This is a genomic window from Lactobacillus sp. ESL0260, assembly GCF_003692935.1.
GTDB lineage: Bacteria > Bacillota > Bacilli > Lactobacillales > Lactobacillaceae > Lactobacillus > Lactobacillus melliventris.
Map to the genome: position 1 here is coordinate 326,458 of NZ_REHO01000013.1, position 17,128 is coordinate 343,585.

A 17,128-nucleotide genomic window follows, 5' to 3' on the forward strand; every position below is an offset into this window, starting at 1 on the left:
CTACTTTCGGGCTACTTCAGCCAAGTTTTGATAATTATCCTTCATCCAATCTAAATAATTTGTATTATCCGGAATTGTTTCTCTTACTTTTAAAACAGGAATATTTTGTTTTTGAGCCAATTTCAAAAAGTTAGTAACAGTTGAACTAGATGTCTGTTCATTGTCCACAAAAAATGCAATTTTTTGTTTTTTGATCCCTTCAGTCATTTTTTGAACGGAAGCTGGACTAGGGTCAGTATTGTTTTGAATTGCCTTCTCAAAATCCTTGTTTGCCACTTTAATATTAACAGATTCTAAGGCATAATCAAAAACAGGCTCACTAACATAAATTGGTTTTTTAACCTGATGATTTAATTTAGCCGCTGATCTCTGAATTTGAGCAATCTGGGCTAAATACTTTTTCCCGTTTTTACGATAATAACGAGCATGCTGCGGATCTTTTTTACTGAGCCGCTTAACTAAGTAATTAACATACTTAGTCGGCATAGTCAAATCAAACCAGATATGAGGATTATCACCTTTTTTTAAGCCCATTAGGTCTTCACCAACGCGCACCGGCTTTTTATCAACTGAAGAAGCCAATTTGTCCATCCAGCTGTCATAACCTAACCCATTTTCCACTACTATGTCAGCATTAGATAATGCTTTAGCATCATTTGTGGTAGGTTGAAAGTCATGGGGATCAACAGATGACTTAGTAATTATTGCTTCTGCCTTACCGTACTTGCCCACTACATTTTGAGCAATGTCAGAATAAATATTTGTAGTGGTCATAATAGTAATTTTATTACTTTTATGTGGTTTCTGAGAACAAGCACCTAACGTCAAAAGAACTAAACCGAATAAGGTAATTGCAGCAAATATCTTTTTTAATCTAGTAAATTTCACTAATGTTGTCATTCCTTTTCATTTTGAAGTGTTATTTTAATTAACACGGCAACTTTTTAATTAATTGCAGTAAAAAGCCAAACTTACTTACAATTAATAACCATTATACACTAAAAACGAATTGCTTTAAAATAGCGTACCATTATAGTTATATTACAGTTTTATTGCTAGCAGCAGATAGTATTGCTGTTCCCGTTACTCTAAAAAGCATGCGCTTTTAGAGTAAGTAGATAATTTAGCCAGAAAAAAAGCACTAGGCCAATTAACAGCTTAGTGCATATTTTTTATTTCTCAATAATATCTGAAGTCGAATTTATTTTTGATCTTGTTTGTCAACAGGCTTTTTCCACAAACCTAAAATGACACCTGCAACAATGGAGCCAATGATAGTAGCAACAAAGTACAGTAGAATGTGGTTAGCAAGCGGAGATACCCATAGTCCACCGTGAGGTGCGGGAACACCAATGCGCCATAAGCCGACTAGAGCGCCACCGACAGCCGAACCAATAATACATGAAGGCAGAACGTGTCCAGGATCAGCTGCAGCAAACGGAATTGCACCTTCAGTAATGAAGGAAAAACCTAAAATCCAGTTGGTTAAACCTGCACGGCGTTCATCTAAAGTATATTTATTCTTAAAGAAAGTCGTACCAATTGCAGTCGCAAATGGTGGTACCATACCGCCAACCATTACGGCAGCCATCATTACAGCAGCAACCGTTGAATGAGGATCATTGGCAAAAGCACCAGAGGCAAAGACGTAAGCAGCCTTGTTGAAAGGTCCACCCATATCAATTGACATCATGGCAGCTAAAATAGTGGTCAAAACAGCTAAGTTGCCCGTACCCATTTGGTTTAAGAAGTTAGTAATGGCAAAGTTAACGGCACTAAAGATTGGGTTAACAATGTAGTACATAATCAGGGCTATGAAGAGCAGGCTCAAGATTGGGTAAATGAGCATTGGCTTCATCCCTTCAAGAGACTTCGGCAACTTGGCAAACAGTTTCTTTAAGCCGACTACTAAATAACCAGCAATAAATCCAGAAGCAAGTCCGCCTAAGAAACCGGCAGGTGACTTAGCATTAGTTACCACATTAGCAACATAAGCACCGCCGTAGGCGCCACTATAAACTGTGGCCATAAACCCACCGACAAAACCGGGCATTAAGGCAGGCAGATCCCCAATTGATTCAGCAATGTAACCTGACAAAATTGGCACCATGAAGGCAAAGGCCATGTTACCGGCATTATTCAAGAAAATAAATGCAGGAGATTTAGGACCACCGGCATAGTTTTCCACAATAAAGGAAATTGCCATTAAGATACCGCCACCGATAACAAATGGCAACATGTGGGAAACACCGTTCATGAGGTTCTTGTAAATTGAACCCCAGACGCCTTCTTTAGCATTGTCACTATCATCACTGCTCTTTTCACCGTTTGAATGGTAAACGCTGGCTTTAGAATTCAAAATGTCATCAATCAATTCATCAGGCTTGTTGATACCGTCAACTACTGGACGAGAAATCAACGGTTTACCATCAAAACGAGGCATGTCAACTTTCTTGTCAGACGCAATAACAACCCCTTGAGCACGGCTAATTTCAGCGGCGGTCAATTTGTCCTTGACACCTTCTGAACCATTGGTTTCGATGCGCACATCAACGCCACGTTTTTTACCGGCTTTGATTAAAGCTTCTTGGGCCATATAAGTGTGGGCAATACCATTAATACATGCAGTAACGCCGACAATTAAAGGCTTTTCTTCCTTCTTAATTTCACTGGTACTTGCAGCTTGTTCTTTTTCGGCTTTTTTAGCCTCATCCTTTTGTTGCTCTGCGTTTTCAAAAAGCTGGATCACTTCTTCCGGAGTTTGGGCTTTTTTGAGAGCATTAACCAGATCAGGATCAATTAACAACCCGGACAATTTAGCTAAAGCTTGTAAGTGAGTATTGTCGGCGCCATCTGGTGCAGTAATCATAAAGAATAAATGAACCGGTTGACCATCAAGCGAATTGTAGTCAATCCCCTTTTCGCTTTTAGCAAAAAGTACACGCGCTTTGTTAATTGTCTTATTCCGAGCATGTGGCATCGCAATTCCATCACCAATACCGGTGGTAGATTCGTTTTCACGAGCCCAAATTGACTTAATGAATTCATCTTCGTCATTGACGATGTCGGTTTTGACCTCTAAGTCAGCCATTTCTTTAACGGCATCTTCTTTGTTAGTCGCTTTAAGCGCCATAATCATGGATTCAGGAGCCAAAATATCTTTAATTTTCATTTAAATTCTCCTCAATTTACGAAATTTCTTCAACATTAATTTGCGGCAGCACAGCATCAATCTGACTTTTAACGGCAATATCTTTAGTAAAGGCTGTGGCTGCACCACAGGCCATACCGATACGGAAACTTGCGGCCGGATCATTTGTTTTCACATAAGTGCCAACAAAGCCGGCTATCATGGAGTCTCCTGCACCAACCGAATTGACTGCTGTTCCAACAGCTGCTTTAGCATGATAAAAATGCTTAGGGGTTATCAAATAACCGCCCTTGCCGGCCATGGAGACCATAACATTTTGCGCACCCATGTCAAGCAATTTGCGCGCACACTCAAGCATCTCTTTATCAGAATTAAAAGTAGTATTAAACAAATCAGCCAGTTCATGATGGTTGGGTTTAATTACCAGTGGTTTGTAGCTCAAAGTATCGAGCAAAGCCTGACCGGTAGTATCAATCACAAAATCTGCCTGTGCTTCTTTAATAGTAGGCAAAAGTTCTTTGTAAAAATCTACTGGTAAGCTAGGAGCTAATGAACCACTTAAAATTACTATGTCGCCTTTTTGCAAGTCATTTAGCCGCGCTTTAAAAGCAGTTATTTCCTGCTCTGTAATATTAGGCCCAGCGGCATTAATTTCCGATTCCTCCTCCGCGTGCACCTTCACATTGACGCGGGTCACATCAGAAATAGTAACAAAATCGTTAACAATGCGGCGCTGATTAAGTTGGCGTACCAGCTCTTTGCCAGTAAAGCCACCCACAAAGCCCCAGGCAGTATTATCAATATCCAGCTGATTAAGTATTTGTGAAACGTTAATCCCTTTACCACCCGCCAAAAACGAGCAGTTATGAGCGCGATTAACTTCACCACGGTTAACCTGCTTTAATTGAATTACATAATCCAAGGCAGGATTAACGGTAACCGTATAAATCATTAGCAAATCTCCTTCAGTTTAATTTTGGTAGGCAGTAATTCTTTTTCTTTTGCACCTAACGCAGTAGTAAGAACTGTGACGTTTTTGACTTGGGCAAAAGTGGCAAAACTACACTCGCCAATTTTAGAAGTATCGGCCAAAATATATGTCTGATTAGCCTGAGCAATTGCTATTTTTTTAATTGCGGCTTCTTCAGTATCGGGTGTGGTTAGATTGCCATGGTAATCAAGTCCATTTGTGCCTACAAAACCGGCAGAAAAGTTCATCCCCTGCAGTTGCTTCAGAGCAGTTTGTCCCACTACCGCATGAGTATTTTCTTTGATTCGACCACCCAAAAGTATAGTCTCAATTCCATGGCTAATAGCACAAAGTGCGGTTTCTAAGCCATTAGTCACAACGGTTACTTGTGGAATATCAGCAATAAAAGGAACCATCTCATATGTTGTTGTTCCTGCATCAATAAAAATATAGTCATCTTGATGCACAAAATTTGCAGCAGCATATTGAGCAATCAGCTTTTTATCATTATGATTCATTGAAAACCGAATATGTTGCGACACATCATGAGTAAAACTTTTGACTGACTGGGCACCGCCATGCACCCGTTTAATCAAACCTTTTTCTGCCATTTGATTAAGATCTCGTCTAATGGTTGACTCTGAAGTTGAAGTTATTGAGCAGAGATCACTAACACGGCATAAACCATGCTGGTTCACGAAATCCTCAATCACTTTTTGCCTTTCAGGCGTTAACATATATTTCACCCCAGCGAGTATTTTATGCGCTTTGATAATTAAAAGCAATCATTTTCAATCATAATTTGTCACTTTCCTGCAAAATCATTCATTTTAAGCAAAAAAAATAGCAGTCGCATAATTTATGCAGCTGCTACTTTGTTAATTAGAAACAATTTTCAGTTAAAAATAGTCATAAAAACTCACTTTACCAGATAAAAATTCCAATTTACTGGAACTCAATTTTTTAATTAGCCCTAACTTTACTGCTTGCCTTAAAGTTAAATGGCCTAGTAAAACCTTCGTCCAGTTAGTTATTGACCCAGTAAAATCAGGTTTGGCACTGGTTTTAGCGCAACTGATTTCACCAGAATTATTCATCAGATGCCAGACACCGCAGTTCCACGGACAAATCTCATCCTTTGTAACTTCTAAATTGGCAGTTTTTTCACCAGCAAACTTTACGCTAGACGCAATTTTCCTAAAGTCAATAATTCTCGACATCATGTAAGGCCGGACACTAATGCCTAAGCCGCTTTGATCAGGAAAATATTCCTCAAGCAATGATTCTTCTGGTGCTGTAATTTCAAACTCAGTACAGGAAGATATATGACCACCAATAAAATTAAGTAATGCAGTAATAGCAGTCGCGTTTGTATAATAGATTTCGTCAACCTGAAATTTTTTATTTACAAAACGATAAAACATATAGGCCTGAGGAGCCTGATTTTCATCAACATAAATAGCAACATATCTGCCAGGATAATATGTTTCGAGTCTGTGCCACCACCATTTTGCTCTAACAATCGTATTACGCTCCTCACCTGCATCAATTTGCTTTTGGTATAGCTTTATTATCAAACTACTTAATGTCGGATTACTCCAATTGCCTCTTAAAATTTTACCAGCCTGGGGTAGCTTGAAATACTTAAACATTGTAGGTTCAATACTATAGGTTTTTTGATAAATAGTATTTTCATAGCCATATTGCCGATAAAACGTTTCTGACCATGGTGCCAAATTAGATAGCGAAACACCTTCGTCATGAAGATCTTCCAGTATTTCTTTCATTAGCCTGGAAATATCTCCATGGCCGCGATTTTCCGGATATGAGGAGACATAACCAATTCCTGACATTTTAATTTGATGATCAAAAATCTGACTTGCAAAATGGATTGCCATAATATAACTTGCAAGTTTACCATCATGAAAAATGCCATAACTGTCACTGTGCTGATAACAACTCATAAAATTATTATCTTTTTTCAGATCATTAGTTTTTAAAAAAGCATATTGAGTTAAAGGGACAACCTCATCTAATATTTCATTAGTTTTATCTAGTTTCATTAGTTTTCATTTCCTCAGCTAATATTTATTTTTACGTGCTTTATAGAACAGTTCAATGTTTGCCAGTCAATTCCTAACTATAAGTAACCAGCAGTTTTATAATACCGTTTTCATAAAAATTGATCTAGCTTAAATTAATTGGTCAATGTCACTTTAACTATACACATAATTATCTAAGCAGAATAATATTATTTTAAACGGCTTATCACTTGAACTAATAAAAACTATTTAATTTTCTTTTTGAGGCAAAAATAGCGAACTGCAAAAGCCAATAATTGCAAAAGCCAGCATTAAAACAAAGCCCCAACGGTATCCAGTTGCTAGATTCGCAGTCGATGTACCACCTGCACACAAACTAATTACCAGCATTGATAATGCTGTGCCAAGTGAGCCACCTATTTGTCTGACTGTAGATGAACCCGCATTTGCATGTGCCGTCATGTGAGGTTCTACAACATTTATACCCGCAGTAAAAGTGGTCATCATGGTAAATGATATTCCCACCATACGTAGCGCGTAACATAAACTAATTAAAACAAGACTAGTATTGCTATTAAAAACAACCATTGGTAATGTGCCTAATAAAAGCATAGTAAAACCAAAAAGTGCCAATTTTTTAATACCAAACTTATCAAATAACGTTCCTGAAACCGGATTGCAAATGATCATTAATAGAGCCCCTGGCATCATTACTAAACCAGAAGTTAATGCACTCTCTTGTCTAGTAGTTTGTAAATATAATGGTAAAACTAATTCAATTCCTACCATTGAAATATTGCTGATAGTACTTAGTAAAGTATCCAAGTCAAACTGTAAATTTTGAAAAACTCTAATATTAAGTAAAGGTTTCTTCATATGTAACTGACGTCGACAAAATAACAAAATAATTAGTATACCAAGTGTAAAAAGAACTGCTATTGCAATTGTAATTTTGCCAGTGTTCCCGATATCAGACAGGGAATACAAGATTAAGCCAAAGCCCAAAATAGATTCAATAAACGATATTAAATCAGTATTGCTTTTGCGCGGTTGAGTGATATTTTGAATACAAAATACAGTACAAATAGCTACCAACCCACTGGCAATACTTAAAATAATAAAAAGCATTTGCCAGTCTGCATACTTTAAGATTAATCCCGAAATCGTGGGACCAACAGCTGGACCAAATCCAATTACCAAGCCAGTGATTCCCATTGCCATGCCTCTTTTTGCAGGAGGAAACATAATCAAAATGACGTTTTGAATAAATGGCATTAAACTACCGGCCGCCACAGCTTCAATAATTCTGCCGACTAGTAATGTGGCAAAATTAGGAGCAAAAATACAAATGACTGATCCCGTAAAAAAGATTAGCATCATTGTTAGAAAGTTCTGTTTCAACTTAAAGGATTCAAAGACCCAAGCTGACATGGGAATCATCAATCCCACGACCAATAAATAAGAGGTAGTAAGCCATTGAGCCGTTACCTGATTAACTTTAAACGTAGCCATTATTGTGGGGAGCGCGTTATTGAGAAAAGTTTCCGCTAGTAGCGAAACAAATGCTCCAAATAGTAAAACGGCCATCATTAAAGCTCTTTTTTTATTAGAAATATTTTTGATCATTTTAGTTCCTTCCTTAATGTAGCATGCTACATTTTTGCTAATAATAATTAGAAATTTGCAGAAATTTTATTTAAGACTTGTTCAAGTTCTGAAATTTCTTGCTTTGACAAGTCCTTAGTAATGCGCTTATTAATGTTTGTCATAATTGTCCGGATCTTAAAAATATTTTTGTCAATTAAATTAAAGCCTTCATTTGAAAGTTCTAACACAATTTGTCTTTGATCATTTTCAAGACGTGAAGTAACAATTAATTTATTTGCTTCTAATCGTTTAACTATTCCTCGAATTGTAGGATGACTTAGCACAAATGCATCTGCCACTTCTTTTTGGGTAATTTGCCGTGCTTTTGATTCATATAAATAAATCATCAGAGAAATTTGGGCACCTGTTAAAGAATAATCCCTGAAAATTTCACCGAACTCTTTGTTTAATTCCTTTTCAATCAAAGTATTCGCAATTTTAATTTTGGGACCAATTCGGTTCAAAAAAGCTGTCATATAATTTCCTTAGAAGTAAATCTCATACTAATATTTTATCATACTGTAGTATACTACACTTTTTTGTAATTAACATCTTTTTTAAACTCAATTCTATAAAATTGGTCCAACCACGAGTGTGGTAAAATTAAAACACTATATTAATAAAAGAAAGGTCAAAAAGCAGTTATGACAGACGAACAAGCTCCAGCATCATATTCCAAGATTTCTAGTAAGCATCACATGAGAATTCACTGGAAACAGTTTTTTAAAAGTTCAGATGATACTTTAGTCAAGGATATTACCCTGGTAGAAAAAGGATCTTTAGTCGGCAGAATAGGTATAATGCTGCTGCAATGTGGCACTGGAGCCTGGCGTGTGCGCGATTCAATGAATACCATTGCAAGAGCACTCAAAATCACTTGTTCAGCCGACATTGGTTTAGTAACTATCAGCTATACCTGCTTTGACGTTGACAACAAGTCATACTCACAGACTCTTTCCTTACCAACTACAGAAGTCAATATGAATAAGTTAAATGAAATGGAAGAATTTGTCCGTAAATTTGAAGCTGAAAATGGTCACTGGACAATTGGAGCAGTTCACCATAAATTGAATCAAATTGAGCGCCACACTCAAAATTATCCTTTAATCATTTCCGCTTTGAGTGCCGGCCTGGCCTGTGCTAGTTTTATTTTTTTACTTGGTGGTGGCTTGCCAGAAATGTTTTGTACATTTTTAGGTGCTTTTGTTGGTAACTATTTACGTCAACTAATGGGTAAAAAGAAAATTACACTTGTTGCCAAAATAACTGTCGGTGTGGCGATTTCCTGTGCTGTATATTTCCTTTGCTTTAAATTAGGAAAAATAGTTTGCGGTTGGAGTAGTAATCATGCTTATGGCTATATCGGCTCAATGCTCTACGTCATTCCCGGCTTTCCTTTTATCACATCTGGTCTTGATATGTCGAAACTTGATATGCGTTCAGGCCTTGAAAGACTGGCCTATGCTATCTTAGTCGTTATGATTGCTGCCATGGTAGGCTGGGGTACGGCTACCATGCTCAACTTATCACCGGGTGCTATGCCAAAACTAAATCTTAATCCTGCTTTACTGACAGTGCTTAGAATAATTGCCAGTTTTTGTGGCGTTTTTGGCTTTTCAATTATGTTTAATGCTAAATTATCAATGGCAACAGTTGCTGCCGTGATTGGTGCTCTGGCAAATACCCTGCGTTTAAGTCTAGTTGAATTCAACCATGTTCCGGCCGCTCTAGCAGCATTCATTGGGGCATTATTAGCAGGACTAATTGCCAGTTTTGTCCGCGATAAAGTTGGCTTTCCCCGTATTGCGATCACTGTTCCCGCAATTGTCATAATGGTTCCCGGCTTATACATGTACCGCGCTGTCTTTAATTTTGGCATTACTAACATTAATGTCGGTGCTTATTGGATTATGGATGCTTTGATGATTATTACTGCCCTGCCAATCGGCTTATTAACAGCCCGCATTTTAACAGATGCAAAATGGCGCCATTGCGACTAAAATACTTAATTGGAATTTTTAATTATTTTACCTAACTAGATTCTTAGTTAGGTATTTTATTAGGAACATATAAGCTAATATTACTTAATTTGTTCGTTTTTTACTCTATTTTTATTATAAAAATTGTGCTAAACTAAAATAACAAGCAAAAATTAAGAACATTGTCTAAGGAGGATTACATGAGTTCAGTCATCACACCAGAATTTACCCGGGGCTTGCCTAAAGCCGAATTGCATTTGCATATCGAAGGAACATTAGAACCGGAATTGAAGTTAAAGTTAGCCAAACGTAATCATGTGGATATAGGACAAACTACAATCGAAGATGTCCAAAAGACTTATAATTACCATGATTTAGCATCATTTCTAGCTGTCTATTATCCAGCAATGAATGTTCTACAAACTGAAGAAGACTTTTACGACTTGGCCTGGGCTTATTTAACTAAGGCTGCTGCCAACAATGTTCGACATGTAGAACTATTTTTTGACCCCCAAGCTCACACTAGCCGCGGCATCCCATTCGAAGTTGTACTCAATGGTCTTTATCAAGCTACTATTGATGCACGGGCATTAAACGTTGATGCTCATCTGATCATGTGCTTTTTACGTGATTTTTCTAAAGAATCTGCTAGAAAGACCCTACAGGAAGGTCTCAAGTACCGTGATAAGATAATTGGCATTGGACTTGACTCTGATGAGCATAACAATCCGCCACTAAAATTTGCCCGCCAGTTTGAAGACGCAGTTGCTGCTGGACTGCACATCACTACTCACTGTGACATTGATCAAAAAGATTCAATTGAACATATTCGTCAGGCTTTAGAAATTATGGAAGTTGAGCGGCTTGACCATGGCACGAACATTGTGGAAGACCCAGACCTGGTTGAATTAGCTGCCAAAAGACAGATTGGCTTAACTTCTTGTCCGTTATCTAACAGCTTTGTTTCACCGGAAATGAAGGGTAAAGAAGTAATCGATCTTTTGAATGCGGGAGTAAAAGTTTCCATTAATTCAGATGACCCTGCTTACTTCAAAGGCTACATCAGTGATAATTATTATGCTTTAGCACAAAAATTTGATCTGTCACAAGATCAAATCGTGCAACTTGCTAAAAATTCTTTTGAGACCTCTTGGATCAGTCAGCGCCAAAAGCAATTATATTTAGCTGAAGTAGACCAATTTGTAGCACAATTTAATTAAGTTTCGACTGTAAATATCACACAAAAAAAGGTAGAGTTTTTTCTACCTTTTTTTGCTACTACGATTTTCATACCTTAAATTAATTGAATTAAATTTAACGTCAGTTTGACCAATTGCTCTTAAACCGATTACTACACCTGTAAAAGGAGAATCACTAATTTCATTAGTAAAATGTCTGGTTAGCATACTGGTTTTAGCAATTTCAGTTTCATCATCCTTTAAAATCACACAATAATTTTCTTGCCTCATTTTTAAAATAAATCTGATTATTTTGCCTTTTAGTTTTACCTTTAGCTTCTGCTCAATTTTCAGGTCGCTATCTCGTTTGCCTATTTGAATTGTATTTTGCTCATTATTATACAAAACTGCAAAATAATGTGTGTCATCTTTATACACAGTTAATCCGGCTAAACTCGCTCTCAGCTCTTCAACTTTTAAGCAAAAGGAGAATTCACCGTTAAATTCTGTTTGCGCAAACCCCATAAAAGAAGGTGCAAGTCGGCTCACCTGAGGTAATTTAAGCGGTAGCATACTGGCCTTTAATGTTAATTTGTTTCTTACAAGCTGGTAATCAGGTAATCCCGCCACAGAAAGCAAATTATCTGCACTAAAGTTTTCTTCACTGTGCACTTGCAAATTAGTTTTAAATGGAGCGTCCACATTAACTGTCGCCTTGCCAACTTTTTCTTTTTTATTAACCTCAATTTTGTTGGCATCCCAATTCACAGGCAATAAAATCGTCTCACGTCCTAGTAAGGTGCGGTGAATATGAGGCGGCTGTCTGGTAGCAAGAGCAACCAGACAGAATCTTTCTTCATCTATTTGAACTATATCCGCGTGACCAACGCACTGAAGCTCATTTTTGTAATCGCGGTTTGTCAAAATGGGATTATTTAGGACGCTGTGGTAAGGCCCATCAATGTTATCAGCAACTTGCATTGTTACCATATGACCTGAACGAGTTCCTCCTTCTGCTAAAAGAAGCCAGAATTTGCCATATTGATAATAGATATGCGGACCTTCAGGATCGCGGCCACCAGTGCCATAACTAATTATTTTTTCCTCACTTAATATTTTTCCAGAGTCCGGATCTAGCAAAAATTGCATTATTTTACCATCTTCTGTCATTTGTAGATAACACTTATCATTCAAGAAGGTTAAGGAAGGATCAATGCCCGTTCCCCCTTTTATCCAAATAGGCTGCGACCAGCCTTGACTGGGATTCCTGGTTTTGACAATAAAAGTGCCTCTCGGTACAAAAGTACAAACGATATAAAAAACACCATCATGAAAACGAATAGTAGGAGCAAAAACACCAAGAGAGTTTTTAAGATTATTATACGGATAATGTCTGGCAGTACTTTTATCTATCACATGACTTACCAATCGCCAATTTAGCAAATCCTTGCTTTGATAAACAGGTAAACCGGGAAGAAACTCAAATGTTGAGGTGACCAAATAGTAGGTATCATTAACTTTACAAATACTGGGGTCAGGATGGAAACCTCTTAAAACTGGATTTTGGTATTTCATAGTTATTCTTTCTTAATTAACTTTTTACTAATCAACTAAGGTAAAATCCTGTGCCAGACAGTCCTGTGAATTACTGCCGATATATAGAGTAAATTCTCCGTTTTCTAAAATTTTTTCACCTGTATTATCAAAGAAAGTCAATTGCTTAGAACTAATATTAAAGCTGACAGTTTTTTCTGTGTGCGCTTTGATATCTACCCTCTTAAAATCAATTAACCTTTTTACCGGCTGCACAATCGTGGCTACTTTGTCGTGCATATAAAGCTGAACTGTTTCCTCACAATCCCAGTCACTGTCATTTTTAAGCACTACTTTAGCTTCAATTTGTTCATCATGACGCAGTTCTTTGTTATCTAATGTCATCTTTTCATAGCTGATATGACCATAAGATAGGCCATAACCAAATGGATACAGAGGTTCAGCAGGAGCATCCAAATATTTTGATAAAAAGCGGCCAACATGTTGTGAATCATGAACAGGACGGCCGGTGGACAAGTGATTGTAATAAAGCGGTTCTTGACCAGAACTGTACGGAAACGACATTGTCAGTCTTCCAGAAGGATTGGCTTTGCCGAATAAAATATCAGCAATTGCTGCTCCACCTTCGGTACCGGGGAACCAGCATTCAAGAATACTGTCAACTTTGTCTTTAACGTTTGTTAACATTAGTGGGCGGCCACTAATAATTAGTAGGACTACTTTTTTACCTAAAGCAGAAATTTTATCAATCAAATCTAACTGATTAGCCGGTAAAGAAAGATTCGTTTTTGAACCCGCTTCTCCAGCTTCAAGAGTACTCTCTCCCATTGCCAAGATCACAACATCTGATTCTTGGGCTGCTTGAAGTGCCAATTTGTTATTATTCTTTTCTTCCGCTTCAGTTGAAATGACTTGAGAAATTGCTTCATCAGACGGAAAGCCCATTTCTTTTAGCATCTGGCGATTACGATTAATATCTGTTCCCTTAGCGGTTTTAATATCGGGCACATAACGTTTCAGTCCCTCATAGATTGAAACACTGTCTTTAGGCTCACCATGTACAGCCCACATTCCCAGCAAAGAATGTTCAGTGCTGTATGGTCCTATTAACGCAAATTTCTCATTTTTGTTAAGTGGTAAAACATTATTTTTATTTTGGAGTAATACCACGGCTTCTGTAGCAATTTTTCTGGCTAGATTCCGTTTATCTACCGATAAAACACTAGCCTTTTCTCTAGCTAGCGATGTACCCCGATAAGGATCTTCAAACAAACCAAAGTCATTTTTCAATGATAGAACTCGCCAAACTGCTGCATCAATTTTCTTTTCGTCTAATTGACCATTAGTTACCAACTGCTTTAAACCGTTAGCATAACAAGGCGATTTCATATCTATATCGACAGTAGCATCCAAAGCCTTATAGGATGCATCAACAGCATCTGCAGCAAATCCATGTTTAACCAGTTCATAAATTGAAGCATAATCGGAGATAATGATGCCCTTAAAGCCCCAAACTTTTCTAAGCAAGTTATCTAACAATTTCTTATCTGCAGTTGACGGAACACCGTTTAAAGCCGTCAAGGAAGTCATTGCTAATTTGGCACCAGCTTTTACCGCTGCTTTATAAGCAGGCAAATAATTCTGACAAAGATTGCTAATTGACATATCAACGGTATTGTATTCCCTGCCAGACTCAACTCCGCCATAACCGGCAAAGTGCTTAAAGCAAGCAGCTACTCCTTTATTGTCCTTTATTTTTTCCTGAAAGCCTTCAACCATGGCCTCAGCATATCTAGAATTAAGGTATGGATCCTCACCGGGTGATTCTAAAACCCTGCCCCATCTAGCATCATGCACGGTATCAAGCATAGGAGCATAAGCAACTTGAATACCAGCAGCTGAAGCTTCATCCGCTGCTGTAGCAAACGCCTTCTTTATAATTTCCGGATTCCACGTTGCGCCTAAGCCTAAGGGAATAGGATAAATTGTTTTATAACCATAAATCACATCAGACATAAACATCACAGGAATATGATGTGGTTGCCTTGCCATCTGTTGCTCTTGTACTTTCCGAGTAGCCTCAGCTCCCGCAACATTGAGAACCGAGCCGGTTAAGTCGACCATTTCCTGTGAAATACCTAATTTATCTCTTGGACCATAAGAAATATCGTTTGCTTGGAAAAATTCACCTGATAATTGGATCAACTGACCAATTTTTTCGTCAAGGCTCATATCCTTCAGCAACAGTTTTAATTGTTTTTCTTCCATAATATATACCTTCTAATGAAAAAGAGGTTTATTGCAACCTCTTCTATTATATAGTCTATTTAGCTGCATTTTGTTCCTGTGCTAAAGCTTTCTTGTCAGCTCTTCTAAACCATGGATACCACAGAATAGGTGAAATTACTAACTGGATCAGCAGAACTAAAATAACAATTGAAATGTGTCCCCCTAATAATGCGTGAACGCCCAGTGGTAATCCAAATACTGCCTGAGCACCCGTACATCTGGCAACTATGCCTACTTTGGTTAATAAGCCAGCTATCATGACAACAATAGCATTATTAGTAACAAATGGTACAAAGAAATCAAAATTAAGAACTAATGGAGTACCAAAAATTACAGGTTCAGTAATTCCAAACAAAGCAGGAACAATTGAAATTTTACCCAAAGTCTTGTACCTCTGACTCTTAGCAATAAAAAGCATCAATAAAACCAGACCTAAAGCCGTACCACCCCAAGTGTAGAAATTGAAGAAAGCATAGCCATAAATGTTAGGAACAGGACGACCTGCTTTATATGCTGTTAAGTTTTGCATATCAAGTGCCATCCAGATAGGAACAACAATAGGTGTAATTACATTTGTACCGTGAATACCAAAGAACCAGACTAATTGTTCAATCAAACAGATTAGAACCATGGCCCAGAATGAACCACCAATATGTTGTAAAGGTGCTTGAATAATAGTAAAAATTAGTTGGTGAAAACTGCCAAATGGAGTAACACTAAAGCCTAAGGCAACAATTGCAAAGAATACACCTAATAGTAAAGTAGGTATTAAAGCGGCAAAAGTATCAGATACCATCGGCGGAACCCCAGCTGGCATTTTAATAGTCCATTTGTGCTGCTTCATGTAAACATATGATCTACCTACAACAATACCAACTATAATTGCTGAAAAAAGACCATCTGCGCCAATCCAGGTAACTGGAATTGCTGTGACATTTTTGATACTTCCAAGTGGCGTAATGATCAAAAATGACATTAAAGAAATAATACCTGCGCTGGTGCCGTCATCATCTTTAAGAAACATCTCTGCAATATGTTTAGCCATTAAAAAGGCAACATATAAAGCAATAGCACCAATAGTGACTGAGTTAACAAAACCCATAATTTTTGCCAGCTGTAACATTTTCCACTTGCTAGCGTAAACCGCAATCAAAGTAGCAAAGGATCCGATAATCATCGGCCCTAAAGTAGCCATCATTGCTCCCATAACTGCTTGCAGATACTTATTATTTCCTACCCGGTCAAACCACGGTTGCATTTTCTGAAAAAACTTTGTCATCTTCTCTTTCATAAAAACTCCTCCTTTTTGCTCCCGTTATTTCAATAACTATAGTAAAGCGATTTCAGTTATGATAAAATACATTTTTTAAAGGAAAAAGCTGTAAAATAATGACCTTGAAGTAATATTTTGTAAGGAAGGGAGAGGACAATGTCTTATATCCAACATGAAAAAATCAGCAATTCCGAAAAACTACCATTCAAAATTTTTAATTTTCATGCTCATAATTTAAACAGGGTGATTCCCTTACATTGGCATCAAAGTACCGAATTACTATACTGTGCTCAAGGTAAACTGGAAGTAAAACTAAAAGATCGAAGTTACTTGTTAGGCAAAAATGATTTTATGGTAATTAATCCCTATCAGATTCATTCTACGCAAAGCCCGCAAAAGAACTGGGTATTGTGCATTCAATTACCATTACCATTTTTAACTGAAATGACTAATAGCAAGTTTTTACATGAATATGTGTTTAACGCCAATTCATGTACTAAAAAATCAAGAAATGACCAGGAACTAGTTTCTGCGCTAGCTAGCATCAATAATTTACAAAATCAAAAAAGCAACTTGGTGACTAACCTCAAAATTATGACAGAGGTGATAAATGTCATTCGCATATTAACTGAATACTACGCTCAAGAAAGTAAAACTATTGAAGAGGAAAGTAACATCAGCTTTATAGAAGAACTCACCAAATTTGTATTAAAGAACTATCAGCATGAATTGCGAATTAGCGATGTTGCCCAGCATTTTTGCTATTCAAATGGTTATACTTCAAGACTAATAAAGAAAAATTTAGGCTCTTCTTTTTCTGACCTTTTAAAATTAGTCAGAATCAATAAGGCAATTGATTTAATGAATTCTTCTTCTAAGTCCTGGGTAGAAATCTCTGAATTAACGGGCTTTATGACATATCGTAATTTATATAATGCTTTTTATTCCGTCTACCAAATGTCGCCTAATCAATTTAAAAAGCAAAATAAGTAGCATTATACTTCAGTTAAACGAAAAAGACTAACTCTCATCAAAACGGGAGTTA

The 17,128-nt window shown here is 37.2% G+C and carries 13 protein-coding genes; 3 read left to right on the plus strand and 10 right to left on the minus strand.

What is annotated here, in order from left to right:
- From F5ESL0260_RS07925 to F5ESL0260_RS07955, 7 genes are all read right to left on the minus strand, one after another.
- Complete coding sequence (locus tag F5ESL0260_RS07925) at positions 1–888, minus strand: metal ABC transporter solute-binding protein, Zn/Mn family (protein WP_370448591.1); 888 nt, start codon at positions 886–888, stop codon at positions 1–3.
- A gap of 313 nt (positions 889–1,201) precedes the next feature.
- Positions 1,202–3,172, minus strand: a complete 1,971-nt coding sequence (locus F5ESL0260_RS07930) for a fructose-specific PTS transporter subunit EIIC (RefSeq protein WP_122026498.1) — start codon at positions 3,170–3,172, stop codon at positions 1,202–1,204.
- Positions 3,173–3,188: 16 nt separating this feature from the next.
- The gene (pfkB, locus tag F5ESL0260_RS07935; protein ID WP_122026499.1) at positions 3,189–4,103 is read right to left on the minus strand and encodes a 1-phosphofructokinase; all 915 of its coding nucleotides are present in this window, start codon (positions 4,101–4,103) and stop codon (positions 3,189–3,191) included.
- On the minus strand, positions 4,103–4,858 hold the full coding sequence (locus F5ESL0260_RS07940; protein WP_122026500.1) for a DeoR/GlpR family DNA-binding transcription regulator: 756 nt from the start codon (positions 4,856–4,858) through the stop codon (positions 4,103–4,105). Before F5ESL0260_RS07940 ends, pfkB begins: the two co-directional genes overlap by 1 nt.
- A 162-nt stretch (positions 4,859–5,020) precedes the next feature.
- Entirely contained in the window at positions 5,021–6,184 is a 1,164-nt protein-coding gene (eis, locus tag F5ESL0260_RS07945; RefSeq protein WP_122026501.1) for an enhanced intracellular survival protein Eis, read from the minus strand.
- A gap of 228 nt (positions 6,185–6,412) precedes the next feature.
- Entirely contained in the window at positions 6,413–7,789 is a 1,377-nt protein-coding gene (locus F5ESL0260_RS07950; protein ID WP_122026502.1) for an MDR family MFS transporter, read from the minus strand.
- A gap of 47 nt (positions 7,790–7,836) precedes the next feature.
- Complete coding sequence (locus F5ESL0260_RS07955) at positions 7,837–8,286, minus strand: MarR family winged helix-turn-helix transcriptional regulator (RefSeq protein ID WP_122026503.1); 450 nt, start codon at positions 8,284–8,286, stop codon at positions 7,837–7,839.
- A 168-nt stretch (positions 8,287–8,454) separates the two neighbouring features.
- Here F5ESL0260_RS07955 and F5ESL0260_RS07960 point away from each other — a divergent pair, with 168 nt between their 5' ends.
- Positions 8,455–9,810: a threonine/serine exporter ThrE family protein gene (locus F5ESL0260_RS07960; protein ID WP_122026504.1), complete on the plus strand. Its 1,356-nt coding sequence runs from the start codon at positions 8,455–8,457 to the stop codon at positions 9,808–9,810.
- A 179-nt stretch (positions 9,811–9,989) separates the two neighbouring features.
- Positions 9,990–11,009, plus strand: coding sequence for an adenosine deaminase (gene add / locus F5ESL0260_RS07965; protein WP_122026505.1), 1,020 nt, complete (start codon positions 9,990–9,992; stop codon positions 11,007–11,009).
- Positions 11,010–11,051: 42 nt separating this feature from the next.
- Here the strand turns inward: add and F5ESL0260_RS07970 are convergent, their stop codons facing one another.
- The 3 genes from F5ESL0260_RS07970 to F5ESL0260_RS07980 are packed head-to-tail and all read right to left on the minus strand — an operon-like array spanning position 11,052 to position 16,101.
- Positions 11,052–12,542, minus strand: coding sequence for a glycoside hydrolase family 43 protein (locus tag F5ESL0260_RS07970; protein WP_122026506.1), 1,491 nt, complete (start codon positions 12,540–12,542; stop codon positions 11,052–11,054).
- Positions 12,543–12,569: 27 nt separating this feature from the next.
- Positions 12,570–14,789 (minus strand): beta-glucosidase BglX, encoded by a 2,220-nt coding sequence (gene bglX / locus F5ESL0260_RS07975; RefSeq protein ID WP_122026507.1) that lies wholly within the window; start codon positions 14,787–14,789, stop codon positions 12,570–12,572.
- Positions 14,790–14,844: 55 nt separating this feature from the next.
- Positions 14,845–16,101, minus strand: coding sequence for a PTS sugar transporter subunit IIC (locus F5ESL0260_RS07980; protein WP_122026508.1), 1,257 nt, complete (start codon positions 16,099–16,101; stop codon positions 14,845–14,847).
- Positions 16,102–16,239: 138 nt separating this feature from the next.
- Here F5ESL0260_RS07980 and F5ESL0260_RS07985 point away from each other — a divergent pair, with 138 nt between their 5' ends.
- Entirely contained in the window at positions 16,240–17,076 is an 837-nt protein-coding gene (locus tag F5ESL0260_RS07985; RefSeq protein ID WP_122026509.1) for an AraC family transcriptional regulator, read from the plus strand.
- The last annotated feature ends 52 nt before the right edge of the window (positions 17,077–17,128 follow it).

What these genes read in the sequence shown, in the direction of transcription:
- F5ESL0260_RS07930 (WP_122026498.1), bottom strand. Translation starts at nt 3,172, where the DNA reads ATGAAAATTAAAGATATTTTGGCTCCTGAATCCATGATTATGGCGCTT.
- pfkB (WP_122026499.1), bottom strand. Translation starts at nt 4,103, where the DNA reads ATGATTTATACGGTTACCGTTAATCCTGCCTTGGATTATGTAATTCAA.
- F5ESL0260_RS07940 (WP_122026500.1), bottom strand. Translation starts at nt 4,858, where the DNA reads ATGTTAACGCCTGAAAGGCAAAAAGTGATTGAGGATTTCGTGAACCAG.
- eis (WP_122026501.1), bottom strand. Translation starts at nt 6,184, where the DNA reads ATGAAACTAGATAAAACTAATGAAATATTAGATGAGGTTGTCCCTTTA.
- F5ESL0260_RS07950 (WP_122026502.1), bottom strand. Translation starts at nt 7,789, where the DNA reads ATGATCAAAAATATTTCTAATAAAAAAAGAGCTTTAATGATGGCCGTT.
- F5ESL0260_RS07955 (WP_122026503.1), bottom strand. Translation starts at nt 8,286, where the DNA reads ATGACAGCTTTTTTGAACCGAATTGGTCCCAAAATTAAAATTGCGAAT.
- F5ESL0260_RS07960 (WP_122026504.1), top strand. Translation starts at nt 8,455, where the DNA reads ATGACAGACGAACAAGCTCCAGCATCATATTCCAAGATTTCTAGTAAG.
- add (WP_122026505.1), top strand. Translation starts at nt 9,990, where the DNA reads ATGAGTTCAGTCATCACACCAGAATTTACCCGGGGCTTGCCTAAAGCC.
- F5ESL0260_RS07970 (WP_122026506.1), bottom strand. Translation starts at nt 12,542, where the DNA reads ATGAAATACCAAAATCCAGTTTTAAGAGGTTTCCATCCTGACCCCAGT.
- bglX (WP_122026507.1), bottom strand. Translation starts at nt 14,789, where the DNA reads ATGGAAGAAAAACAATTAAAACTGTTGCTGAAGGATATGAGCCTTGAC.
- F5ESL0260_RS07980 (WP_122026508.1), bottom strand. Translation starts at nt 16,101, where the DNA reads ATGAAAGAGAAGATGACAAAGTTTTTTCAGAAAATGCAACCGTGGTTT.
- F5ESL0260_RS07985 (WP_122026509.1), top strand. Translation starts at nt 16,240, where the DNA reads ATGTCTTATATCCAACATGAAAAAATCAGCAATTCCGAAAAACTACCA.